Below are 23,910 nucleotides of genomic sequence, written 5' to 3' on the forward strand. Positions count from 1 at the left end.
GCTTTATGCGGCGCGCGGGGCGACCGTGGTGCGATGCTAGGTAACCAACCTTTCGCTAACCTTTCAGCGTGAAAGGTTTCTTGCGAGGGCTTCACAGGCCCCCTCACGGCGGTACACTCCGCGCCAACCGCCCCACCCGAGCTGGGAGAATCCGATGCGTGTGCTGCTGGTCGAAGACCACCTGCAACTGGCTGAAAGCGTGGCCCAGGCACTGAAGAGCCTGGGCCTGACCGTGGATGTGCTGCACGATGGCGTGGCTGCCGACCTGGCCCTGGCCAGCGAGGACTATGCCGTGGCCGTGCTCGATGTCGGCCTGCCGCGCCTGGATGGTTTCGAGGTGCTGGCGCGCCTGCGCGGGCGCGGCAAGACCCTGCCGGTGCTGATGCTCACCGCGCGCAGCGATGTGAAGGACCGGGTTCACGGCCTGAACCTGGGCGCCGACGACTACCTGGCCAAACCGTTCGAGCTGACCGAACTGGAAGCGCGGGTCAAGGCGCTGCTGCGCCGCAGCGTGCTCGGCGGCGAGCGCCAGCAGCGTTGCGGGCCGCTGGTCTATGACCTCGACACGCGCCGCTTCACCCTGGTCGATGAGCCGCTGACCTTGACTCAACGCGAACAGAGCGTGCTCGAGGCGTTGATCGCCCGGCCCGGGCGGGTGATGAGCAAGGAGCAACTCGCCGCCCAGGTGTTCGGCCTGGACGAGGAGGCCAGCCCCGACGCCATCGAGATCTACATCCACCGCCTGCGCAAGAAGCTCGACGGCCATCCGGTGGCTATCGTCACCTTCCGCGGCCTGGGCTACCTGCTCGAGCATCGCGATGCGTGACAACGTCAGCCTGCGCGGTCGCCTGCTGGGCAACCTGGCGCTGCTGCTGGTGGTGCTGATGCTGGCCAGCGGCCTGAGCGCCTACTGGAACGGTCGAGAGGCTGCCGACACCGCCTATGACCGTACCTTGCTGGCCTCGGCGCGCACCATCGCTGCGGGCTTGTCGCAGCGCGACGGCACCCTCAGCGCCGATGTGCCCTACGTGGCCCTGGACACCTTCGCCTACGACAGCGCCGGGCGCATCTACTACCAGGTGCTGGATATCCACCAGAAGCTCATCTCTGGCTACGAGAACCTGCCCGCGCCGCCTCCGGGCACCCCCCGCACCGACGACTACCCGGCCCTGGCGCGTTTCTACAACGCCACCTACCTCGGCCAGGATGTACGCGTGGTCAGCCTGCTCAAGCCGGTGAGCGAGCCGAACATGAACGGCATGGCCGAGATCCGCGTAGCCGAGACCGAAGAGGCGCGGGTGCGCATGGCTCGCGGCCTCATGGCCGACACCTTGCTGCGCCTGGGGATGCTGGCGCTGTGTGCATTGGTGATGGTTTGGTTCGCGGTCAGCGCGGCGTTGCGTCCGCTTGAGCGGCTGCGTGGGGCGGTAGAGGAGCGCCAGCCGGATGATCTGCGTGCGCTGCCGGTGGTGCAGGTGCAGCGTGAACTGGGCCCGCTGGTGCGCGCGCTCAACCATTTCACCGAGCGCCTGCGGGGGCAGTTCGAGCGCCAGGCGCAGTTCATCGCCGACGCCGCCCATGAGCTGCGCACACCGTTGGCGGCGCTCAAGGCTCGGGTCGAATTGGGCTTGCGATCAAAAGAGCCCGACGAATGGCGCAAGACGCTGGAGGCCGCAGCCCAGGGCACTGATCGCCTGACCCACCTGGCCAACCAGCTGCTGTCGTTGGCGCGGGTGGAAAACGGCGCGCGGGCCATCGCCGAGGGCGGCGCCCAGCGCCTGGACCTGAGCCAGCTGGCCCGGGAGCTGGGCATGGCCATGGCGCCGTTGGCCCACGCCCGCGGCGTGTCCCTGGCGCTGGAAGCCGAGGCGCCGGTGTGGCTCAAGGGCGAGCCGACCTTGCTCAACGAGCTGCTCAGCAACCTGGTTGACAATGCCCTGGCCCATACGCCGCCGGGTGGTGATGTGATCCTGCGGGTGCTGGCGCCGGCCGTGCTCGAAGTCGAGGACGACGGGCCGGGGATTCCCGAGGGGGAGCGCGAGCGGGTATTCGAGCGCTTCTATCGGCGCAGTGCCCAGGGCAGTGGCCTGGGCCTGGCCATCGTCGGCGAGATCTGCCGGGCACACCTGGCGCAGATCAGCCTGCATGACGGCGAGCGGGGCGGTTTGAAAGTGCGGGTAAGTTTCATCGCCGATTGACGCTGCGCGCTCTGTAGGAGCGGCTTCAGCCGCGATCACCCGCGAAGCGGGTGCCATATAACGCGGCGCCAGCATCGCGGCTAAAGCCGCTCCTACAGGCGCACCGGGTCAGCGCAACATGCTGCGCGCATCCAGCAATTCTTCCATATCCAGCTCGGTACCGAACGGCAGCCCCAGGTGCCGATAGGCGGGCAGGGCCGCCAACGGCCGGCTGCGCCCGCGCTGGCTGATGCAACGGGCGATCTGCACCACGTCGATGTAGTCGAGGGTGTCGGTGCGCCGGTCCAGGTCCTGGATCTCGCTGGGCAGCTTGACCAACTGCTCGGGGAACTCCCAGGCACTGAGGATCTTGTCGCCCAGCGCCGGTTGGATCTGCTCGATCACATAATGCAGGCACACCGGGTCGGAAATCAGTTCGTTGTGCTCTTCGGCATAAATCAGCACGGGCAGCGCGCCGATCTGGTGCACCAGGCCGCCGAGGGTGGCCTGGTCGGGCTTGAGCTGTGTATAGCGTCGGCACAGTTCATAGCTGATGCCCGCCACTTCCAGGCTGTTGGCCCAGATATCCCGCAGCTTCTGCTCGACCGCCGGCGAACGGGCATGGAAGATCTGCTCGATCACCAGGCCGATGGCCAGGTTGCAACTGTAGTTGATACCCAGGCGGGTGATCGCGGTGTGCAGGTCGGTGACTTCGACGGCGGCGCGCAGCAGTGGGCTGTTGACCACCTTGATCAGGCGCGCCGACAGCGCGGCGTCGCGGCCGATCACCTTGCTCAGGGCGGACACGCTGATCTCGCTGTCTTCGGCGGCTTCGCGGATGCTCAGGGCGACTTCCGGAAGCGTCGGCAGGACCAGGTCGTCGTTGTCGATGGCTGCGAGCAATTGCGCTTGGACCATCTCGGCCAGCTTGTTCATGGACTTCTCTACCGCAAAGGTGGTGCGGCCCCGCCACATCGACGGGGCGGGCTGGTCAGCGTTGGATTTCCCGGTCGCGGTCCAGTTCGTAAGGCAGGTCGAGCAGCGTCAGGCGCGGGCCTTCCAGGCTACCCAGGTGCAGGTTGTCATCAGCTACCGCATCGGCGCTGAGCACGGCCAGCAGTTCGACGGCATTGCCGGTGCTGGCACCGATCACCACCTCGCCGACCGACGAGCCGTGGGTCGGCGAGAAGATCTCGGCGCCCGGCGCGGGTACCGCTGTCTCGTCGAGCGCAAGGCGGTACTGGCGGCGCTTGAGCTTGCCCAGGTACTGCATGCGCGCGACGATTTCCTGGCCGGTGTAGCAACCTTTCTTGAAGCTCACGCCATCGACCGCCTGCAGGTTGATCATCTGCGGGATGAACAGTTCGCGGGTGGGGCCCATGACCTGGCCGATACCGGCGCGCACCTGGCCCAGCAGCCAGTTGTTGAGAGTACCCTCGGGCAATAGCGCCGCGAGTTTTTCGCGAACATTGGCGGCCTGGTCGGCGGGCACCCACAGTTCCACGCGAGCGGTGGAGGCGGTCACAGCGATCAGGCCTTCATGGCGAGCGGTTGCGCCAGTTTCGCCCGGTACCTTCAGGCCCAGCGCCTGAAGCGCGTTGTCGCCCTGCTGCAAGCCAAAGCGCACCCAGGCCGCGCTTTCGTCGGCCAAGGTGGCCTTGGAGAACACCGCGTACTTCTTCAGGTCGGCCAGTTGCATCTCGAGCAGCTCGCTGGCCATGGCCAGCAGGTAGCCATTGCCTTCGGGCAGGATGCGGAAGCTCGACTGCATGCGGCCCTTGACCATGCACCGCGCGCCAAGGCTCGCGTGCTCATTGCTGAGGTAGTTGAGGTTGCAGGTCAGCTGGCCTTGCAGGAACTTGCCGGCGTCGGAGCCGCGGACTGCGAGGATGCCTTCGTGGGAGAGCGTACAGAAGAAAACGGAATCGGCCATGGTCATCGCGGTAGCTAAAGACTGGCGGCCATCATAGAACGCCAGTAACAAAATAGGTAGGTGACTAGACCAACGCCCTGTGTCGCTTCGTCCGCTGCGCGGTATACTGCGCGACCATTCGAGGAGGGCCCCATGGTCGAACAAACTGAATTCAACCGGCTTTTCTGGCACAGCCGCCGCGGCATGCTGGAACTGGACGTGCTGCTGGTACCGTTCACCCAGGAAGTCTACTCAAGCCTGAGCGAAGATGACCGGGCACTGTACCGTCGGCTGCTGACCTGTGAAGACCAGGACATGTTCGGCTGGTTCATGGAGCGCAGCGAGTCGGAAGACCCGGAGCTGCAGCGCATGGTCCGCATCATCCTGGACCGTGTCCAGCCCAAGTGATCGCTTCGAGTGCCGTTGGCAGGGCTCTGGTCGCCTGCTGGCGGCCTACCTCGCCAGCCTGGCGCTGGCGACCGTCACGCTTGCCGTTGTTGCGATACCTGCCTGGCTAAGCGGCTTGTTGCTGATGGCGTGCCTTGCCCATGCAGGCTGGGCTATTCCCCGTCGTATCTTGCTCACTCATCCTGAAGCCATCACCGGCTTGCGTCGTGACGCGCAAGGCTGGCAGCTGTATTGCCGGGCCCGAGGCTGGCAGCCGGTGCGGCTGTGCCGAGATAGCGTGGCGTTGCCGGGATTGGTGGTGCTGCGTTTCGTTCGCCAAGGGCGATGGTTGGGCGAGAGCCAGTGCATTGCCAGGGACGCACTTGCCCCAGACGAGCATCGCCGTCTGAGAGTGCGGCTGAAATTCAGCCGACGCAGGTGGTCTCAACCAGCCTCCGGGCACACCAACTCGTAGGAGCCAGCTTGCTGGCGAACCGGGACCACCTCCGGGCTTGGGGCTCGTGCAGGCCCTGGTTCGCCAGCAAGCTGGCTCCTACATCGGATGCGCGTTAGCCGACAACCGGGCTGAGGATCGTATCCTTGGCCTCGGGCAACATGCCCGGGTAGTCCAGCGTGTAATGCAGCCCCCGGCTCTCCTTGCGCTGCATCGCCGAACGGATCATCAGCTCGGCCACCTGTGCCAGGTTGCGCAGCTCGATCAGGTCGCGGCTGACCTTGTAGTTGCTGTAGAACTCGTCGATTTCGTCCAGCAGCATGCGTACCCGGTGCTCGGCGCGTTGCAGGCGCTTGCTGGTGCGCACGATGCCCACGTAGTCCCACATGAAACGCCGCAGTTCGTCCCAGTTGTGCGCGATGATCACGTCTTCATCCGAATCGGTGACCTGGCTGGCATCCCAGCAGGGCAGGGCACGGGGCATGGCAACCTGTTCCAGGTGCGCCTCGATGTCGGTGGCGGCGGCGCGGCCGTAGACGAAACACTCGAGCAGGGAGTTGCTGGCCATGCGGTTGGCGCCGTGCAGGCCGGTGAAACTGGTCTCGCCGATGGCGTACAGGCCCGGCACATCGGTATGGCCACGGTCATCGACCATGACCCCGCCGCAGGTGTAGTGCGCCGCGGGCACCACCGGGATCGGCTGGCGAGTGATGTCGATACCGAAGGTCAGGCAGCGTTCGTAAACCGTGGGGAAGTGGCCCTTGATGAAGTCTGCCGGCTTGTGGCTGATATCCAGGTACACGCAGTCCACGCCCAGGCGCTTCATCTCGTGGTCGATGGCGCGGGCGACGATATCCCGTGGCGCCAGCTCCTCACGGGGGTCGAAGCGCGGCATGAAGCGCTCGCCGTTGGGCAGGCGCAGCAGCGCGCCTTCGCCGCGCAGGGCTTCGGTGATCAGGAAGCTCTTGGCCTGCGGGTGGTACAGGCAGGTCGGGTGGAACTGGTTGAACTCCAGGTTTGCCACCCGGCAGCCGGCGCGCCAGGCCATGGCGATGCCATCGCCGCAGGCCCCGTCGGGGTTGCTGGTATAGAGGTACACCTTGGCCGCGCCACCTGTGGCCAGCACCGTGAAGCGCGCACCGAAGGTGTCGACTTCGCCCGTGTTGCGATCCAGTACATAGGCGCCCAGGCAACGTTCGCCTTCCAGGCCCAGGCGGCGCTCGGTGATCAGGTCCACCGCCACGCGTTGTTCGAGCAGTTCGATATTCGAGCGCTGGCGCGCCTGTTCGAGCAGGGTGGTGAAAATGGCTGCGCCCGTGGCGTCGGCGGCATGGATGATGCGCCGGTGGCTGTGGCCGCCCTCGCGGGTCAGGTGGAACTCGAAACCGCCATCATCGACGCTGTAGTGTTCGTCGCGGGTAAACGGCACGCCTTGCTCGATCAGCCATTGAATGGCTTCGCGGCTGTGCTCGACGGTAAAGCGCACCGCGTCCTCGTGGCACAGACCGCCCCCGGCATTGAGGGTGTCCTCGACATGGGACTGCACGGTGTCGGTGTCGTCCAGTACCGCGGCGACACCGCCCTGGGCCCAGAAGGTCGAACCGTTGGCCAGGTCGCCCTTGCTCAGCACGGCGATGCGCAGGTGGCCAGGGAGGTTCAGTGCCAGGCTGAGACCGGCGGCACCACTGCCGATCACCAGGACATCATGTTGGAATTGTTTGCTCATGTCGGGACACTAGTAATCTTTGGGAGGGGCACGGCACAATAGTCGAGCGCAGATGGCATTGTGAAACTATCGTGAAACCTGGCCGGGGATGCCTTTATAGCAGCCCCGGGTGCCTGATTTCCAATGGCGCTTGCGGAGCAATGGCGACGTTTCGGGGAACTTTCCGGCGGTGCCGCAAATCCTATGAAGGCTGTCCGCACGCCACATTTTGTCGCGGCGACGCAGGGCGGCAGCTCTATCCCGGGCTGACACCTGCGTGTATGAAACCAGATTATCGACGCTGCCGGCCGTGACCGCGCCGCGTCTTTCGTGCGAGCCGACCGAGGGCCGCAGGAAACTTGCTTGGAGGGGAGAACTTTTGCGCAAAGCCCGAGTCTATGTTTGCAAGCCTGAACGATGGCTGTCGCAACGCTCCTTCGAGTTCATTGAGGAGTGTTCATGCTAACCCAGGAAGAGGATCAGCAGCTTGTCGAGCGCGTGCAGCGCGGCGACAGGCGAGCGTTCGATCTGTTGGTGTTGAAGTACCAGCACAAGATTCTCGGGTTGATCGTGCGTTTTGTCCACGACACCCATGAAGCGCAAGACGTGGCGCAGGAAGCCTTTATCAAGGCCTACCGGGCGCTCGGTAATTTTCGCGGTGACAGTGCGTTCTACACCTGGCTGTACCGCATCGCCATCAACACGGCGAAGAACTATCTGGTGTCCCGTGGAAGACGGCCGCCAGACAGCGATGTGAGCTCCGAGGATGCGGAGTTTTACGACGGCGATCATGGTCTCAAGGATCTCGAGTCCCCAGAGCGCTCGTTGTTGCGGGATGAAATCGAAGGCACTGTCCATCGCACCATCCAGCAACTGCCAGAAGATTTGCGTACGGCACTAACGCTGCGCGAGTTCGATGGTCTGAGTTACGAAGACATTGCCAGTGTCATGCAATGTCCGGTGGGTACCGTGCGCTCTCGAATTTTTCGCGCTCGGGAGGCCATAGATAAAGCCCTGCAACCGTTGTTGCAGGAATCCTGAGACAGCGGCGATAGCCAAGAGAGGAACCGCCATGAGTCGTGAAGCTTTGCAGGAATCGCTGTCCGCGGTGATGGATAACGAAGCGGACGAGCTTGAACTGCGTCGCGTGCTGAACGCCGCGGACGATACCGAAACCCGTGCCACCTGGTCGCGTTACCAGGTCGCCCGCGCGGCGATGCACAAGGAGCTGTTGCTGCCCAAGCTGGATATCGCCTCGGCGGTGTCTGCGGCGCTGGCCGACGAAGCCGTGCCAGCCAAGGTCAAGCAAGGCCCGTGGCGTAGCATTGGCCGCCTGGCCGTGGCCGCATCGGTAACCGTCGCCGTGCTGGCGGGTGTGCGCTTCTACAATCAGGACGAGATCACCGGCGCCGAACTGGCTGCACAGCAGCCTGTGCAACAAGGCCTGAGCATGCCTCAGACCCAGGGGCCGGCTGTTTTGGCAGGCTATAGTGAAAGCAGCGAACAACCGACTGGCCCAATGGCCAACGGTGTCCTGCAGAACCAGGCCGGCTGGGATCAGCGCCTGCCGGGCTATCTGCGCCAGCATGCCCAGGAATCGGCACTCAAGGGTAATGAGACCGCACTCCCTTACGCCCGCGCCGCCAGCCTGGAAAACCGCTAAGTAAGGAGGATCATGCGCGCGCTACCTCTCCTGTCGCTGCTGCTTGGCAGCAGCCTCACGGTGCAGGCCCTGGCGGCCAACTCCTCGCCTGAGGCGAGTGAATGGTTGAACAGGCTGGCACGAGCTGAACAAGAGCAGAGTTACCAGGGCGCCTTCGTCTACGAACGCAATGGCAGCTTCTCCACCCACGATATCTGGCATCGCGTCCGCGACGGCAAGGTCAGCGAACGGTTGTTGCAGCTCGATGGCGCTGCCCAGGAGATCGTCCGGGTCGATGGCAAGGTGCAATGCGTCAGTGGCGCCTTGGCCAGCGGAGTGGGTTCACCGCCCGATTCCGCGCCGCGTGTACTCGATCCTTTGAAACTGATGGGCTGGTATGACCTGAGCGTGGCCGGCAAGTCACGCGTCGCCGACCGCGACGCGGTGATCGTGACGCTCACCCCGCGCGACCAGCACCGGTACGCTTTCGAACTGCATCTGGATCGTCGCACTGGGCTGCCCCTGCGTTCGTTGATGCTCAACGACAAGGGCCAGTTGCTCGAGCGCTTCCAGATGACCCGCCTGGATACCGACGATCAACCAACCGATGCCGACCTCAGCGCCAGCGCGGCGTGCAAGCCTGTCGAGCGTGTCGCGACCACTTCATCAGAGGCGGTTGCCGGCTGGCGTTCCGACTGGCTGCCGCCAGGTTTTGAGCTGATCAGCAGTGCCGTGCGTCGAGATCCGGAGCGCAAGAGCACTGTCAGTAGCTTGATGTACGATGATGGCCTGGCACGCTTCTCGGTTTTCCTCGAACCGATCAGTGACAGTGGCGGCAATGATATCCGTACGCAGCTCGGCCCGACCGTGGCGGTCTCGCGCCGGCTCACTACCCCCAAGGGCAAGGTGATGGTCACCGTGGTCGGCGAGATCCCCCTGGGTACCGCCGAGCGTGTTGCACTGTCGATGCGGGCCCAGGATGCCCAGGCGCGTCAATGACGGTACGCGTCCTGACAGCTCTTGTTACACAGAGCTGACATGAAATTAAAGCATTGTCATTTGCAATCCTGCCGCAAATTTTCTATAGGTCAGGCTTCTCGGAGTCTGGCCTTTCCTGCTTCTGCAGGGACCTTACTGCTAACTACGCTCGTTGTGACGGGAGCCGTATGTCAATACCACGCTTGAAAACCTATCTCTCGATGTTCGCCGCCGTGCTCATGCTTGGCCAGGTGCTCAGCGCCCAGGCCGAGGAGTCCCTGCCGGACTTCACCACCCTGGTCGAGCAGGCCTCGCCGGCGGTGGTCAACATCAGTACCAAGCAGAAACTGCCGGACCGCCGCATCGCCGCCGGGCAGATGCCCGACCTCGAAGGCCTGCCGCCGATGTTCCGCGAGTTCTTCGAGCGCAACATGCCGCAGCAACCGCGCTCGCCCCGTGGCGACCGCCAGCGCGAGGCGCAGTCGCTGGGCTCGGGCTTCATCATCTCCGACGACGGCTACGTGCTGACCAACAACCACGTGGTGGCCGACGCCGACGAGATCATCGTCCGCCTGTCCGACCGCAGCGAGTTGCAGGCCAAGCTGGTCGGCACCGACCCGCGCACCGACGTGGCCTTGCTCAAGGTCGAGGGCAAGAACCTGCCGACCGTCAAGCTGGGTGACTCCGAGAAGCTGAAAGTCGGTGAGTGGGTGCTGGCCATCGGTTCGCCGTTCGGCTTCGACCACTCGGTGACCAAAGGTATCGTCAGCGCCAAGGGTCGTACCCTGCCCAACGACACCTACGTACCGTTCATCCAGACCGACGTGGCCATCAACCCGGGCAACTCCGGTGGCCCGCTGTTCAACATGAAGGGCGAGGTGGTGGGGATCAACTCGCAGATCTTCACCCGCTCCGGTGGCTTCATGGGCCTGTCGTTCGCCATCCCGATCGACGTGGCGATCGACGTGTCGAACCAGCTGAAGAAAGACGGCAAGGTCAGCCGTGGCTGGCTGGGCGTGGTGATCCAGGAGGTCAACAAGGACCTTGCCGAATCCTTCGGCCTGGACAAGCCGGCCGGCGCCCTGGTGGCCCAGGTCCTGGAAAACGGCCCGGCAGCCAAGGGCGGCCTGCAGGTGGGTGACGTGATCCTGAGCATGAATGGCCAGCCGATCGTGATGTCCGCCGACCTGCCGCACCTGGTCGGCAGCCTCAAGGATGGCGAGAAGGCCAAGCTTGAGATCATTCGCAACGGCAAACGCCAGAACCTCGACATCACCATCGGCGCACTGCCGGAAGATGACGCCGACATCGGAGTGGGCCTGGGTGCCGACGGCAGTGCCGAACGCAGCAGCAACCGCCTGGGTGTGTCCGTGGCCGACTTGAGTGCCGAGCAGAAGAAGTCGCTGGAGCTCAAGGGCGGCGTGGTCATCAAGGAAGTCCAGGATGGCCCGGCGGCACTGATCGGCCTGCGTCCGGGCGATGTCATCAGCCACCTGAACAACCAGGCCATCGCCTCGGCCAAGCAGTTCACCGAGATCGCCAAGGAACTGCCGAAGAACCGTTCGGTGTCCATGCGCGTGCTGCGCCAGGGGCGTGCGAGCTTCATTACCTTCAAGCTGGCTGAATAAGCGGGTTCTGAGGTAGGAAAAGGGCAGCTTCGGCTGCCCTTTTTCATAATGTTTCACAATTCCCTGTAGGAGCGGCCTTGAGCCGCGATCGGGCGCGCAGCGGCCGCAATCTCTCACATTCGACGAACCTGGCGAGCGGTGATAGCTGTTGTACGGCCGCTGCGCGCCCGATCGCGGCACAAGGCCGCTCCTACAGTGTGTGGGTGTACCCGATAGAGGAATCTCCCATATCCCCGCAGCTTGAGGTACAATTCCCGGCTATTTTTCGGCGGGCGTCCGGCTCGCAGCCTTTTCGAGTGTTGACCCGTGAGTGATTTGAGTCATATCCGCAATTTCTCCATCATCGCCCACATCGACCATGGCAAGTCGACGCTGGCCGACCGTTTCATTCAGATGTGCGGTGGCCTGACGGCGCGCGAAATGGAAGCCCAGGTCCTCGACTCCATGGACCTGGAGCGTGAGCGCGGGATCACCATCAAGGCCCACAGCGTCACGCTGCACTACAAGGCGCAGGATGGTAAGACTTACCAGCTGAACTTCATCGACACCCCTGGCCACGTCGACTTCACCTACGAAGTCTCGCGCTCGCTGGCGGCATGCGAGGGCGCGCTGCTGGTGGTGGACGCCGGTCAAGGCGTCGAGGCCCAGTCGGTCGCCAACTGCTACACCGCCATCGAGCAGGGCCTGGAAGTCATGCCCGTGCTGAACAAGATGGACCTGCCCCAGGCCGACCCGGACCGCGTCAAGGACGAGATCGAGAAGATCATCGGCATCGATGCCACCGATGCCGTGGCCTGCAGCGCCAAGAGCGGCATGGGCGTCGACGAAGTGCTCGAGCGCCTGGTACAGACCATCCCCGCGCCGGAAGGTGAGATCGACGCGCCATTGCAGGCGCTGATCATCGATTCCTGGTTCGACAACTACCTGGGCGTGGTCTCGCTGGTGCGGGTGCGCCAGGGCCGCGTCAAGAAGGGCGACAAGATCCTGGTCAAGTCCACCGGCAAGGTGCACCTGGTCGACAGCGTCGGTGTGTTCACCCCGAAACACACGCAAACCGCTGATCTGAAAGCCGGTGAAGTAGGCTTCATCATCGCCAGCATCAAGGACATTCACGGCGCGCCGGTCGGTGACACCCTGACCCTGTCCAACACGCCCGAAGTCGAAGTGCTGCCAGGCTTCAAGAAGATCCAGCCGCAGGTCTATGCCGGCCTGTTCCCGGTCAGCTCCGACGACTTCGAAGACTTCCGCGACGCCCTGCAAAAGCTGACGCTGAACGATTCGTCGCTGCAATACATGCCGGAAAGCTCCGACGCCTTGGGCTTTGGCTTCCGCTGCGGCTTCCTCGGCATGCTGCACATGGAGATCATCCAGGAGCGCCTGGAGCGCGAATACGACCTGGACCTGATCACCACCGCCCCGAGCGTGATCTACGAGCTCGAGCTCAAGACAGGCGAGACCATCACCGTCGACAACCCGTCGAAGCTGCCGGACGTCTCGGCGGTCAACGATTTCCGCGAGCCGATCGTCACCGCGACCATCCTGGTGCCGCAGGAGCACCTGGGCAACGTCATCACCCTGTGCATCGAGAAGCGTGGCGTGCAGCGCGACATGCAGTTCCTCGGCAGCCAGGTGCAGGTGCGTTACGACCTGCCGATGAACGAAGTGGTCCTGGACTTCTTCGACCGTCTGAAGTCCACCAGCCGCGGCTACGCCTCGTTGGACTATCATTTCGATCGCTACCAGTCGGCCAACCTGGTCAAGTTGGACGTGCTGATCAACGGTGACAAGGTCGATGCCCTGGCCCTGATCGTGCACCGCGACAACGCCGCCTACAAAGGCCGTGCGTTGACCGAAAAGATGAAGGAACTGATCCCTCGGCAGATGTTCGACGTGGCGATCCAGGCGGCCATTGGCGGCCAGATCATCGCGCGGACGACCGTCAAGGCGCTCAGAAAGAACGTACTGGCCAAGTGCTACGGCGGTGACGTCAGCCGTAAGAAGAAGCTGCTGGAGAAGCAGAAGGCCGGTAAGAAACGCATGAAACAGGTGGGTAACGTGGAGATTCCACAGGAAGCCTTCCTCGCCGTGCTCAGGTTGGATAGCTAGGTCCTATGTCGCTAAATTTCCCGCTGTTGCTTGTCATCGCCGTCGCCGTCTGTGGCCTGTTGGGTCTGATCGACCTGCTGTTCCTGGCCCCGCGCCGGCGGGCGGCGATCACCAACTACCAGGGCAGTGTCAGCCAGCCTGAGCTGGCCGTGGTCGAACGCCTGAACAAGGAACCCTTGCTGGTTGAATACGGCAAGTCGTTCTTCCCGGTGCTGTTCATCGTGCTGGTGTTGCGCTCGTTCCTGGTCGAGCCGTTCCAGATCCCGTCGGGTTCGATGAAACCCACGCTGGAAGTGGGCGACTTCATCCTGGTGAACAAGTTCTCCTACGGCATTCGCTTGCCGGTGATCGACAAGAAGATCATCGAGGTGGGGGATCCGCAGCGCGGGGATGTGATGGTGTTCCGCTACCCGACCGACCCGAACGTCAACTACATCAAGCGTGTGGTCGGCTTGCCGGGCGATCAGATTCGCTACACCAGCGACAAACGCCTGTTCGTCAACGGCCAGCCGATCGCCGAACAGCTGGTCGGCAGCGAGCCAGGCACCCTGGGCAGCGCCGAGCTGTACAAGGAGAAACTCGGTGAAGCCGAGCACCTGATCCGCAAGGAAATGACCCTAAACCGCATGCATCCGGACCAGCAATGGACCGTGCCGGCCGGTCACTACTTCATGATGGGTGACAACCGCGACAACTCCAACGACAGCCGTTACTGGGATGATCCGAACATTCCTAAGGAATTGCTTGGCATGGTTCCGGACCGGAACATCGTCGGCAAGGCGTTCGCGGTCTGGATGAGTTGGCCGGAACCGAAACTGAGCCATCTCCCGAACCTGTCGCGGGCCGGCCTGATCCATTGAGCATCGACGGCGCTGTCCACGGACAGCGCCGATTGCATTTCTGACATAGGCTGTGTTCTCAGGGAGCGAGAGATTTCGCCGTTTCCGGCGTCAGATCACAGCCACACCGTCTTTCAGGATGTTGATTTGAACAACGCGTTGAACATTGCAGGGGTGGCCCCATGAGCGCTTCCCTTGATCGCCTGGAGCGCAAGCTCGGCTACACCTTCAAGAACCAGGACCAGATGCTGCTGGCCCTGACCCATCGCAGCTATGCCGGGCGCAACAACGAGCGCCTGGAATTCCTTGGCGATGCCATCCTCAACTTCGTGGTCGGCGAAGCGCTGTTCGAGCGCTTCCCGCAGGCCCGTGAAGGCCAGCTGTCGCGCCTGCGCGCACGTCTGGTCAAAGGCGAGACGCTGGCGCGCCTGGCCCGTGGCTTCGATCTGGGCGACTACCTGCGCCTGGGCTCGGGTGAGCTCAAAAGTGGCGGTTTCCGCCGCGAGTCGATCCTGGCCGACGCCCTGGAAGCCCTGATCGGTGCGATTTACCAGGATGCCGACATGCAGACTGCGCGCGAGCGCATCCTGGCCTGGCTGACCGACGAATTCGACGGCCTCACCCTGGTCGACACCAACAAAGACCCCAAGACCCGCCTGCAGGAGTTCCTGCAGTCGCGTGCCTGCGAGCTGCCGCGTTACGAAGTGGTGGACATCCAGGGCGAACCGCACTGCCGGACCTTCTTCGTCGAATGCGAAGTGGTCCTGCTGAACAAGAAAAGCCGCGGGCAGGGCGTGAGCCGGCGTATCGCCGAGCAAGTCGCCGCCGCTGCCGCACTGATCGCCCTGGGCGTGGAGAATGGCAATGACTGAGAACACTTCGACCCGTTGCGGCTACGTCGCCATTGTCGGCCGCCCCAACGTCGGCAAGTCGACGCTGCTCAACCACATCCTCGGGCAGAAGCTGGCGATCACCTCGCGCAAGCCGCAGACCACCCGCCACAACATGCTCGGCATCAAGACCGAGGGTGACGTGCAGGCGATCTACGTCGACACCCCCGGCATGCACAAGGCGAATGACAAGGCGCTCAACCGCTACATGAACCGCAACGCCTCGGCAGCGTTGAAAGACGTCGACGTGGTGATCTTCGTGGTCGACCGCACCCGCTGGACCGACGAGGACCAGCTGGTGCTCGAGCGCGTGCAGTACGTGACCGGCCCGCTGATCATCGCGGTCAACAAGACCGACCGCATGGAAGAGAAAGCCGAGCTGATCCCGCACCTTCAGTGGCTGCAGGAGCAACTGCCGAATGCTGAAGTGATGCCGATCTCCGCGCAGCAGGGGCACAACCTCGATGCGCTGGAAGCGCAGATCGCCAAGCACCTGCCGGAAAACGATCACTTCTTCCCGGAAGACCAGATCACCGACCGCAGCAGCCGCTTCCTCGCGGCTGAGCTGGTGCGCGAAAAGATCATGCGCCAGCTGGGGGCGGAGCTGCCGTACCAGATCACCGTGGAAATCGAAGAGTTCAAGCAGCAGGGCCATGTGCTGCACATCCATGCGCTGATCCTCGTCGAGCGCGACGGCCAGAAGAAGATCATCATTGGCGACAAGGGCGAGCGCATCAAGCGCATCGGTTCCGAGGCGCGCAAGGACATGGAAGTGCTGTTCGACTCCAAGGTCATGCTCAACCTCTGGGTCAAGGTCAAAGGCGGCTGGTCCGACGACGAACGTGCCCTGCGTTCGCTGGGTTACGGCGACCTGTAAGCCCCGGACTCCCTCTGTAGGAGCGGCCTTGTGCCGCGAAAGGGCTGCATCGCAGCCCCACAATCTTTGCAACAGCCGAAATCCTGGGGCCGCTGCGCGACCCTTTCGCGGCACAAGGCCGCTCCTACAAGGGTTGCGTCAAATCTGGGTTTAGAGATTCATCATGGACCAACCCACCCCACAACCCGCCTTCGTACTGCACAGCCGCGCCTACAAGGAAACCAGCGCGCTGGTGGACTTCCTCACCCCGCAGGGTCGAGTGCGGGCAGTGCTGCGCCGGGCGCGGGGCAAGGGCGGCAGCCTGGTCAGGCCATTCGTGCCGCTTGAAGTCGAACTGCGCGGGCGTGGCGAGCTGAAAAACGTCGGGCGCCTCGATAGCACCGGCATCGCCGCCTGGCTGAATGGCGACGCGCTGTTCAGCGGGCTGTACCTCAACGAGCTGCTGATGCGCCTGCTGCCGGCGGAAGCGCCGTACCCCGCGCTGTTCGAACACTACACCTTGACCTTGCAGGCACTGGCGGCCGGGCGGCCGCTGGAGCCGTTGCTGCGCTCGTTCGAATGGCGTCTGCTGGATGAGTTGGGGTACGCCTTCTCCCTGGACCGGGACGTCAACGACGCGGCGGTGGATGCCGACGGCCTCTACCGCCTGCGGGTGGACGCCGGCCTGGAGCGGGTCGAGCTGTTCCAGCCCGGCTTGTTCAAGGGCAGCGAGCTGCTGGCGCTGGCCGAGGCCGACTGGGACGCGCCGGGCGCCTTGCTGGCAGCCAAGCGCCTGATGCGCCAGGCGTTGGCGGTGCATCTGGGCACAAAGCCGCTGGTCAGCCGGGAACTGTTTCGCAAGCGCTGAGCACGACGTATGCTGTGGGCCTCAACTTTCAGGAGAGCCCATTCGTGACTCACAGCAACCGCATGCTTCTCGGTGTCAACATCGACCACGTGGCGACCCTGCGCCAGGCCCGGGGCACCCGCTATCCGGACCCGGTCAAGGCCGCGCTGGACGCCGAGGAAGCGGGTGCCGACGGCATCACCGTGCACCTGCGCGAGGACCGTCGACACATCCAGGAGCGTGATGTGCTGCTGCTCAAGGACGTGTTGCAGACCCGCATGAACTTCGAGATGGGCGTCACCGAAGAGATGATGCTCTTCGCCGAGAAGATTCGCCCGGCGCATATCTGCCTGGTGCCGGAAACCCGCCAGGAACTGACCACTGAAGGTGGCCTGGATGTGGCTGGCCAGGAGGCGCGGATCAAGGCGGCGGTGGAGCGTCTGTCGCGTACGGGCGCTGAAGTGTCGCTGTTCATCGATGCCGACGAACGGCAGATCGAGGCCTCGCGTCGTGTCGGTGCCCCGGCCATCGAGTTGCACACCGGGCGTTATGCCGATGCCGAAACCCCGACCGAGGTGGCCGAAGAGCTTCAGCGTATTGTCGATGGCGTTGCGTTTGGCGTGGGGCAGGGCTTGATCGTCAATGCCGGGCATGGCCTGCACTACCACAATGTCGAGGCCGTGGCCGCGATCAAGGGCATCAATGAACTGAACATTGGCCATGCGCTGGTGGCCCATGCATTGTTCGTTGGTTTCAAGGCGGCGGTGGCAGAGATGAAAGCGCTGATCGTCGCGGCTTCGCGTTGACCTTGTTCGCCGGCAAGCCGGCTCCTACGGGCGCGCACGCGTTTCATGACATGCGCTGTACCTGTAGGAGCCGGCTTGCCGGCGAACCCACCTATTCGGCCTGGAACACCAGAGTGAACCGGGTCGACCCTTCGGCCTGGCTGCACACCTCGACCCGCCCTCCATGCAACTGCATGATCGACTTCACGATCGCCAGCCCCAACCCGGTCCCACCTTCCAGCCGCGAACGACCGGCCCCCACCCGGTAGAACCGTTCGAATAGATGCGGCTGATGCGCCTCGGCGATCCCCGGCCCCTGGTTCTCCACCCAGGCCGCCACTTCATTCCCCCGCCGCTCGATGCCCACGACCACCGGCTGACTGTCCGGGCTGTGGCGCAGTGCATTGCTCAGCAGGTTTGACAGTGCCCGCTGGAACATCAGCCGGTCGACCACGGCCGTGCCCCAACCATGGAGCTCCAGGGTGATGCCCTTGAGCTCGGCACTGAACGCAAACAGCTCGCTCACCCGCAAGACTTCGTCGGCCAGCGCCACGGGCAGCAACGCCACTTGTGTTTGCGGCTGGCTGACCTGGGCGAGGAACAGCATGTCGTTGATGATGCGGTTGAGCCGGGTGAGTTCCTCGACACTGTCTTCCAGCGCCTCGCGGTAGCGCTCGCCATCGCGCTCGCGGGCCAGTGTCACCTGGGCCTTGCCCATCAGGTTGCCGATCGGGGTGCGCAGTTCATGGGCCAGGTCGTCGGAAAACTGCGACAACTGGCGCACCCCCTGGTCGAGGCGGTCGAGCATGACATTGATCGCCCGGGCCAGGTCTGCCAGTTCCACGGGCAAGTCGCTGTCGGGCAGGCGATGACCCAGGTCCTGGGCCGAGACCTGGCCGGCGATGCGCCGGAAGTGGCGCAGGGGGCGCAAGCCTCGTTGCACCAGCTTCCAGGCGACGATGCCGATCAACAGCAGCAGTAACGGCAGGGCCAGCAGGGTGGAGTTCAGGTACGCCTGCAACAGCGCATTGTCGTCGCTGCGGTCGAGCGACATCAGCACCTTGACCGGGGTGTCGTCGCGCAGGCGCATCAGGCGGCTGGCGGTGAGCACCTGGTTGCCGTCTGCGTCGCGCCACTCATGGAAGGTCAACCGCTCGTCGGCGTCCAGCGTCAACAGGTGCTGTGACTGCAACGCCGGGCCGAGGCTGATGAGGGCTGGGTGACGTGCATTGACGGCCATCACGCTGAGGCTGAGGTTGTCATGGCCCATCACCAGGTCGAGCAGCGGGTGGGCACGGGTGCCCAGGTCATCGCTGCGCAGGTCGACCCGCAGGTTGTGCTCGACCTGCAGCATCTTGCGCGCCAGGTCCTTGCGCGCGCGGCTGTCCAGTTCATGGTCGAGGGCGAACACCGCCAGGCAGGCCAGCAGCAGGACCAGCGCCGCGCCCAGCAGGGTGACGGTCAGGCCCAGGCGCAGGGACAGGCTGGCGCGTTTCAAGGCCGGGCCTCGAGCACATAGCCGACACCGCGCAGGGTGTGGATCAGCTTGTCCTCGAACGGGTCGTCGATCTTCGCCCGCAGGCGGCGGATCGATACCTCGACCACGTTGGTGTCGCAATCGAAGTTCATGTCCCATACCAGCGAGATGATCTGGGTGCGCGACAGCACCTCGCCGCTCTGGCGCATCAGCAGGTGCAGCAGGGCGAACTCCTTGGCGGTCAGGTCGATGCGCTGGCCGCCGCGCCAGGCACGGTGGCGGCCGGGGTCGAGCTCCAGGTCGGCGACCTTCAGGGTGCTGGGTTGCAGGTGCTGGTCGTTGCGCCGCAGCAGGCTGCGGATGCGCGCCAGCAGTTCGGGGAATTCGAAAGGCTTGAGCAGGTAGTCGTCGGCGCCCAGGTCCAGGCCCTTGACCCGGTCGGCCAGGCGACCGTGGGCGGTGAGCATCATGATCCGCGTGGACGATTCGGCGCGCAGGCGCTGCAGCACGCCCCAGCCGTCAAGTTCGGGCAAGTTGACGTCGAGGATCACCAGGTCGTAGGGCTGCTGGCGGGCCAGGTGCAGGCCGTCGGTGCCGGTGTGGGCGCAGTCGACCACGTAGCCGTTCTCGCGCAGCCCTTGCTGCAGGTAGTCGGCGGTACGGGGTTCGTCCTCGATGATCAGTAGGCGCATGGTCGGGCTCGGTCGGAAGAAAGGCGGCGATTCTCAACCCTGTAGCTGTATCAGGGTCAAGGGCTGCGATGTTACGACATGTGGCGAGCAAATCCGCGCAGATAACCGATCTGTAATGGGCGGGTCATGTAGCTGAAAGGGGCGCGGGGCGCCCCTCGAGCAACGTGATCAGGCGGTGCCGATCTCGCCGCCGTCGTTGCGCTGGATCACCACGGTCGCGGCCCGTGGGCGCACCGTGCTGCCGGCCGGGGTGGTGTCGGTGGCCTTGTCGGTGTAGGGCCAGTTGTCCGGGTGCTGGATGTTGATGAACAGCGTCTTGTTGTCCGGGGTGAAGGTGATGCCGGTCACTTCGCAGCCATTGGGGCCGACGAAGAAGCGCCGCAGGTCGGCCTGGTTGGTGGCGTTGATCGGCACCTGCTTGCCCGTGGCGTCGACCAGGTCGGTGGGGATCACCGCCAGCAACTGGTCGTTGGTGTAGTTGGTCAGGGTGGTTTCGCCGTTGTCGGTCTCGAACCACAGTACGCCACGGCTATCGAAACTCATGCCGTCGGGGCTGGCGAACTGGTTCAGTTCGGTCAGGCCGGAGCGGTTGATATCCGGAGCGCCGGCGGCGTTGGCGCCGAACACGAAGATGTCCCAGGTGAAGCTCTTGTGATCGTCGCTGTCGTGCCAGCGGATGATATGGCCGTGGCGGTTCGGCCCGCGCGGGTTGGCGGCATCGACCTTGGCGGCGGTGCGCGCGCTGTTGTTGGTGAGGGTGAGGTAGACGTCGCCGTTGAGCGGGTTGACGGCGGTCCACTCGGGGCGGTCCATGGGCGTCGCGCCCACGGCGTCGGCGGCACCACGGGTGTTGAGGATGATCCCCGGCAGGTCGCCGAACAGAGCGCCCAGGGTGCTGCCGTTGGTGGTCGCGGTGGCGACGTCGAGCAGCAGCCACACGCCCTTGCCGTCGGCGTTGAAGCGCGCCACGTAGAGCTTGCCCTTGTCCATGTACTTGGCGCCGGTGGCCAGGCGGTCGGCGGGGCTGGCGTCTGCCGGGTCCCAGACTGCGTCGGATACGAACTTGTAGAGGTATTCGTTGTTGGAGTCGTCGCCGGTGTACCAGACCAGCGGCTTGCCCGCCACCGGCAGGCCGGGGCAGCAGCCTTCGTGGCGGAAGCGGCCGAGGGCGGTGCGCTTCACTGCCAGGGTGGCGCTGTTGTACGGGTCGATCTCGACGATGTAGCCGTAGGTGCTGGCCTCGTTGCGGTAGTCGCTGGTGGCGCTGGCACCGGTCGGAGTGATGTTGAAACGGGCGAACTCGTCGGCCACTTCACTGGTATCGCCCGCCGCACTTTCCCACTTGTACTGGCCACTTGAACTGCCCACGCCGATGCGGGTCTGGTTGGCCGGGCGGGTGCCCTTGTTGACGAAGATGCCGGGCCAGTTTTCCTCGCAGGTCAGGTAGGTGCCCCACGGGGTGTAGCCGTTGCCGCAGTTGTTGTTGGTGCCGCGGCACTGGGTGCCGGTGGGCGAGAACTTGGTCTTGACGTGGTCGGTACCACGCAGGGGGCCGGCGATGTTCATCAGCGAGGCGGTAGTGAAGCGGCGATTGAGCGGGTCGTTCTGGATCACCTGCCAGCGGCCGTTGACCTTGGTCAGGCGCACCACGCCGGCGCCGTGGGCATTGATCTCCTTGCGCACTTCCTCGGCCGGGCGCTTGCCGCTGGCGTCGGTGGTCGGGCCGGCCGGGTGCAGGGCCGCGGTGTCGATGTATTCGAAGTTGATCGCCAGCAAGCCGTCGTCGGAGCTGCCGTTGATGGGGAAGAAGTGCATGCCGTCATGGTGCATGCCCATGGCATTGGCCTGGTCGGTGGAGGTGTTGCTGCCATCGGACTTCCACGGGTTGCCGTTGCTGTTGATCGGCGTGCCCCAGGGCGCCAGCACATAGGCGCTGTAGCCGGCGGCGACCACGCAGGCGTCGGTGCGCGAGCCTGCGATGGAATTGAAACCGAGCTTGAGCTTGGGTTTTTCCGGTTTCGGATCCGGGGTGGTCACTGGTGGTTCGCTGACCGGGTCGTCATGGTTGGAGCCGCCGCCGCTGTCGAAGCAGCCGCCGAGGCCTGCGCCGGCGATCATCGCAATGGCCGCACCGAGGCTGCCGCGCACCACGCTCCGACGGCTCAGGTAGGCGTCCATGACGCTGGCCATCGGCAGGTTGTCGCTCGGGTTGCGGTCCAGGTTGTCGCCGGATTCTCGACTCATCAGGGTGTCCTTATGTTGGCTGAGTGGGAGGAAACAGCGACTTTAGGGCGTAAGTATGATGATTGATTTGCAGAAATGTTACGTGCCGTTAAAACGGACGGTTCTTAATAGGGTTGAATAAATAATGCTTTGGAATTAACAGCACCTTTCTGCCATTAAACTGTCACGAGAACGCCGCACTATCCGGGACCCAACGTGTACTCGGATAAGGATGGCGGGGTCGATGGCAAGCAACTTGGGCAGGCGTGACGTGATCGGCTGGATGGGCATCGGTGCGCTGGCACCGCTGCTCGGCGCCTGTTCCGCGCTGCCGTTGCCCGGTGCTGGCGGTGAGCGGTCGGTAGACCTGCTGTACGTGGCCGACACGCTCGACGCCCGCCTGCCGGGCCAGGCCGTGGTCCCGGCGACTCGCCTCGGTCCGGTAAGCCATTTGGGGCGCGCACCGTGGATGAGCGGCCCGAATGCCCGCGCCGCGCAGCCGGAGCTGGCACCATTGCTCGATGCCACTCAGGCCGCGCAAGCTCGGTTGGGTGGCTATGCAGTGCTGGCGGCGCTGCTTGAACAGTTGCGTGGCGAGGCTGGTGCCGAACACTGCCTGACCCTGGAGAACGGTCAGTGTTGGAATGGCAGTGGCCTGGCCTACCTTACCCAGGGCGAGAGTGGCGTGCAGGGCAGCCAACTGCTGGGCAGCGAGGCGCGAGTCAGCAGCGACGAACGCGTACTCTGGCCCCAGCGCAGTGCAGCACTGTATCGGCAGTCTTCCTCTATTACCCTGGGCGCGGGCCTGGCCAGCGAGCAGGCCAAGGCGCTGGGTGTCGCGGGTGTGCATGTGTTCCAGCGTGGCGGCGTGCGCGTGGCGGTGGTCGGCGTCACCGATCCCTATGCCCAGGACCAGAAGGCCTCTCTCAAGCAGTGGTACCAGTCGTTGTTGCCCAGCTTCCAGCAGGCGCGTCGCGAGGGGGACCTGGTGGTGGCCCTGGCCGATGTCGGCAGCGGGCCGGGCCTGTGGTTGGCCGAGCGAATCCCGGAAATCGACGTACTGTTGTGTGCCCGGGGCCAGGACCTGTGGCCTGCACCGGTGCAGGCCACCCAGGCCAGTGGACGGCGGGTGCCGGTGCTGTTCGCTGGTTGCCGGGCCAGTGGCGCGTTTCGCCTACGGTGCCGGCAGACGGGGGGGCAATGGCAGTTCGACGCCCGGTTCTTCCCCGCGTTCGAGCAAAGCCTCCCTTCTGGCACCCTGACCCGGGCCGCTCAGTTGCGGGGCGTGTTGCAGCAACAGCGCAGCGGCCATGCCGCCTGGCTCGACCAACCACTGGCCCGGGCGCCGCAAGCGCTGTGGCGTCGCGATACCCGTGGCGGTAGCTGGGACAACCTGTTGCACCAGGCCCTGGCCGACGGTTCGAGCATGCCGGTGCTGCTGCCGGGCCTGCGCTACGACTTTCCTGTGCAGGCCGGTGATTCCATCACCCGCGAACACCTGATCAGCCTGACCGGGGGTTACCCCGCACCGGTGCTCGAAGTGCCCGCGCAACCTGTCGAGCAGGTGCTGGAGAATGCCGCCGAGCAGTTGTTCGGCGACCCGCTGCTGCTGGACAACAGCCAGGACCTGCCACGCTGGCAGGCCCAAGCCTGGCACGTGAACTACAGCCCGACCGGCAAGCGCATCGCCGGGTTCGAACCCGTGCAGGGGCTGTGCCGGACCTTTGGCCTGCATGTCGACGCCCAGGCGGGCGTGCCGTTGTGGCAAACCGTCGAAGCCTGGCTGGCACGGCAGGCGCCGGGCTGGCGACTGGCACCGTTGCAACTGCCCGACGTGCGCTACGTGCAGGGCCACCCCGGCTGGCACCCGCGCCAGGAGGCGGTGTGATCGGTACGCAGCGCATCGTCACCGGCCTGTTGCTGACCCTCGTCGCCTGGTTGGCGGCGCAATGCGTGCTGCTGCTCAGCCGCCAGCCACTGCCGGCCCAGGCTGCGCCGCAGGCCGAAACGCCGTTGCCAGGCTTGCTGGTGGGCCATTGGCAGGCACCGGTCGACGATGGCGTCATCCCTATCACCCGCTTGCCCCTGCATTACCTGGGCGGGCTCAAGGCCCAGCCGCTGTCGGCCAGCGTGGTGGTTTTGCGCCATGGTGAGCAGGTGCGCACCCTGGGCCGTGGCCAGCGCCTGGCGCCGGGCATCGTGCTGCAGGATATCGACGCACAAGGCCTGATTTTCGACAACCACGGGCGGCGCGAGCGCCTGCCCTGGCCGCCACGCCCCGCCGTGACCGGCTTCAAGCGCCAAGGATGAAT

General features: G+C 64.6%; 22 protein-coding genes. 16 read left to right on the top strand and 6 right to left on the bottom strand.

Going from position 1 to position 23,910, the window contains the following annotated elements:
- Nucleotides 1–154: 154 nt before the first annotated feature.
- Together tctD and tctE are read left to right on the top strand one after the other, a co-directional pair.
- Nucleotides 155–826, top strand: a complete 672-nt coding sequence (gene tctD, locus NGM28_RS22040) for a two-component system response regulator TctD (protein ID WP_252091438.1) — start codon at nucleotides 155–157, stop codon at nucleotides 824–826.
- The gene (gene tctE, locus NGM28_RS22045; RefSeq protein WP_252091440.1) at nucleotides 819–2,198 is read left to right on the top strand and encodes a two-component system sensor histidine kinase TctE; all 1,380 of its coding nucleotides are present in this window, start codon (nucleotides 819–821) and stop codon (nucleotides 2,196–2,198) included. The genes tctD and tctE overlap by 8 nt, the downstream gene beginning before the upstream one ends.
- 108 nt (nucleotides 2,199–2,306) lie before the next feature.
- Here tctE and NGM28_RS22050 read toward each other — a convergent pair whose 3' ends face one another.
- Nucleotides 2,307–3,113: an HDOD domain-containing protein gene (locus tag NGM28_RS22050; RefSeq protein WP_240065077.1), complete on the bottom strand. Its 807-nt coding sequence runs from the start codon at nucleotides 3,111–3,113 to the stop codon at nucleotides 2,307–2,309.
- 55 nt (nucleotides 3,114–3,168) lie between these two features.
- Nucleotides 3,169–4,110, bottom strand: coding sequence for a CAF17-like 4Fe-4S cluster assembly/insertion protein YgfZ (gene ygfZ, locus NGM28_RS22055; protein ID WP_252091442.1), 942 nt, complete (start codon nucleotides 4,108–4,110; stop codon nucleotides 3,169–3,171).
- Between the two features lie 132 nt (nucleotides 4,111–4,242).
- Here ygfZ and NGM28_RS22060 point away from each other — a divergent pair, with 132 nt between their 5' ends.
- Entirely contained in the window at nucleotides 4,243–4,497 is a 255-nt protein-coding gene (locus NGM28_RS22060; RefSeq protein WP_252091444.1) for an FAD assembly factor SdhE, read from the top strand.
- Nucleotides 4,481–4,951 carry a protein YgfX gene (locus NGM28_RS22065; RefSeq protein ID WP_252091445.1) on the top strand — a complete coding sequence of 157 codons (471 nt, stop codon included), beginning with the start codon at nucleotides 4,481–4,483 and terminating at the stop codon, nucleotides 4,949–4,951. The genes NGM28_RS22060 and NGM28_RS22065 overlap by 17 nt, the downstream gene beginning before the upstream one ends.
- Nucleotides 4,952–5,045: 94 nt before the next feature.
- Here NGM28_RS22065 and nadB read toward each other — a convergent pair whose 3' ends face one another.
- Nucleotides 5,046–6,656 (bottom strand): L-aspartate oxidase, encoded by a 1,611-nt coding sequence (gene nadB, locus NGM28_RS22070; RefSeq protein ID WP_240065080.1) that lies wholly within the window; start codon nucleotides 6,654–6,656, stop codon nucleotides 5,046–5,048.
- Nucleotides 6,657–7,094: 438 nt separating this feature from the next.
- On the opposite strand from nadB, the gene rpoE reads away from it, so the two are divergent.
- The 10 genes from rpoE (at nucleotide 7,095) to pdxJ (ending at nucleotide 17,227) form a co-directional block, all read left to right on the top strand.
- Nucleotides 7,095–7,676 carry an RNA polymerase sigma factor RpoE/AlgU gene (gene rpoE, locus NGM28_RS22075; protein WP_011535354.1) on the top strand — a complete coding sequence of 194 codons (582 nt, stop codon included), beginning with the start codon at nucleotides 7,095–7,097 and terminating at the stop codon, nucleotides 7,674–7,676.
- A gap of 31 nt (nucleotides 7,677–7,707) precedes the next feature.
- Nucleotides 7,708–8,298 carry a sigma-E factor negative regulatory protein gene (locus NGM28_RS22080; protein ID WP_252091447.1) on the top strand — a complete coding sequence of 197 codons (591 nt, stop codon included), beginning with the start codon at nucleotides 7,708–7,710 and terminating at the stop codon, nucleotides 8,296–8,298.
- Nucleotides 8,299–8,310: 12 nt separating this feature from the next.
- Nucleotides 8,311–9,276 carry a MucB/RseB C-terminal domain-containing protein gene (locus NGM28_RS22085; protein WP_252091449.1) on the top strand — a complete coding sequence of 322 codons (966 nt, stop codon included), beginning with the start codon at nucleotides 8,311–8,313 and terminating at the stop codon, nucleotides 9,274–9,276.
- A gap of 200 nt (nucleotides 9,277–9,476) precedes the next feature.
- A complete protein-coding gene (locus tag NGM28_RS22090; protein WP_502943882.1) occupies nucleotides 9,477–10,883 on the top strand; it encodes a DegQ family serine endoprotease in 1,407 nt (468 codons plus the stop codon).
- A gap of 306 nt (nucleotides 10,884–11,189) precedes the next feature.
- Nucleotides 11,190–12,989 carry a translation elongation factor 4 gene (gene lepA / locus NGM28_RS22095; protein ID WP_110739522.1) on the top strand — a complete coding sequence of 600 codons (1,800 nt, stop codon included), beginning with the start codon at nucleotides 11,190–11,192 and terminating at the stop codon, nucleotides 12,987–12,989.
- Nucleotides 12,990–12,994: 5 nt separating this feature from the next.
- Complete coding sequence (gene lepB, locus NGM28_RS22100; protein ID WP_252091453.1) at nucleotides 12,995–13,849, top strand: signal peptidase I; 855 nt, start codon at nucleotides 12,995–12,997, stop codon at nucleotides 13,847–13,849.
- A gap of 161 nt (nucleotides 13,850–14,010) precedes the next feature.
- Nucleotides 14,011–14,700, top strand: coding sequence for a ribonuclease III (gene rnc / locus NGM28_RS22105; protein ID WP_011535348.1), 690 nt, complete (start codon nucleotides 14,011–14,013; stop codon nucleotides 14,698–14,700).
- Nucleotides 14,693–15,595: a GTPase Era gene (gene era / locus NGM28_RS22110; RefSeq protein ID WP_011535347.1), complete on the top strand. Its 903-nt coding sequence runs from the start codon at nucleotides 14,693–14,695 to the stop codon at nucleotides 15,593–15,595. The genes rnc and era overlap by 8 nt, the downstream gene beginning before the upstream one ends.
- A gap of 163 nt (nucleotides 15,596–15,758) precedes the next feature.
- Entirely contained in the window at nucleotides 15,759–16,442 is a 684-nt protein-coding gene (gene recO / locus NGM28_RS22115) for a DNA repair protein RecO (RefSeq protein ID WP_252091455.1), read from the top strand.
- A gap of 62 nt (nucleotides 16,443–16,504) precedes the next feature.
- Nucleotides 16,505–17,227 carry a pyridoxine 5'-phosphate synthase gene (gene pdxJ / locus NGM28_RS22120; RefSeq protein ID WP_275679291.1) on the top strand — a complete coding sequence of 241 codons (723 nt, stop codon included), beginning with the start codon at nucleotides 16,505–16,507 and terminating at the stop codon, nucleotides 17,225–17,227.
- Between the two features lie 91 nt (nucleotides 17,228–17,318).
- Here pdxJ and NGM28_RS22125 read toward each other — a convergent pair whose 3' ends face one another.
- The 3 genes from NGM28_RS22125 to NGM28_RS22135 form a co-directional block, all read right to left on the bottom strand.
- Nucleotides 17,319–18,704, bottom strand: coding sequence for a heavy metal sensor histidine kinase (locus NGM28_RS22125; protein WP_252091457.1), 1,386 nt, complete (start codon nucleotides 18,702–18,704; stop codon nucleotides 17,319–17,321).
- A complete protein-coding gene (locus NGM28_RS22130; protein ID WP_011535343.1) occupies nucleotides 18,701–19,375 on the bottom strand; it encodes a heavy metal response regulator transcription factor in 675 nt (224 codons plus the stop codon). The genes NGM28_RS22125 and NGM28_RS22130 overlap by 4 nt, the downstream gene beginning before the upstream one ends.
- A gap of 168 nt (nucleotides 19,376–19,543) precedes the next feature.
- Nucleotides 19,544–21,619, bottom strand: coding sequence for a PhoX family protein (locus tag NGM28_RS22135; RefSeq protein WP_252091458.1), 2,076 nt, complete (start codon nucleotides 21,617–21,619; stop codon nucleotides 19,544–19,546).
- Between the two features lie 223 nt (nucleotides 21,620–21,842).
- Between NGM28_RS22135 and NGM28_RS22140 the strand changes: the two genes are divergently transcribed.
- The gene (locus NGM28_RS22140; RefSeq protein WP_252091459.1) at nucleotides 21,843–23,486 is read left to right on the top strand and encodes a bifunctional UDP-sugar hydrolase/5'-nucleotidase; all 1,644 of its coding nucleotides are present in this window, start codon (nucleotides 21,843–21,845) and stop codon (nucleotides 23,484–23,486) included.
- On the top strand, nucleotides 23,483–23,908 hold the full coding sequence (locus NGM28_RS22145; RefSeq protein WP_240065088.1) for a pilus assembly protein PilZ: 426 nt from the start codon (nucleotides 23,483–23,485) through the stop codon (nucleotides 23,906–23,908). Before NGM28_RS22140 ends, NGM28_RS22145 begins: the two co-directional genes overlap by 4 nt.
- The last annotated feature ends 2 nt before the right edge of the window (nucleotides 23,909–23,910 follow it).

The sequence above is a fragment of the Pseudomonas sp. MWU13-3659 genome (genome assembly GCF_023757525.1).
Lineage (GTDB): Bacteria > Pseudomonadota > Gammaproteobacteria > Pseudomonadales > Pseudomonadaceae > Aquipseudomonas > Aquipseudomonas entomophila_E.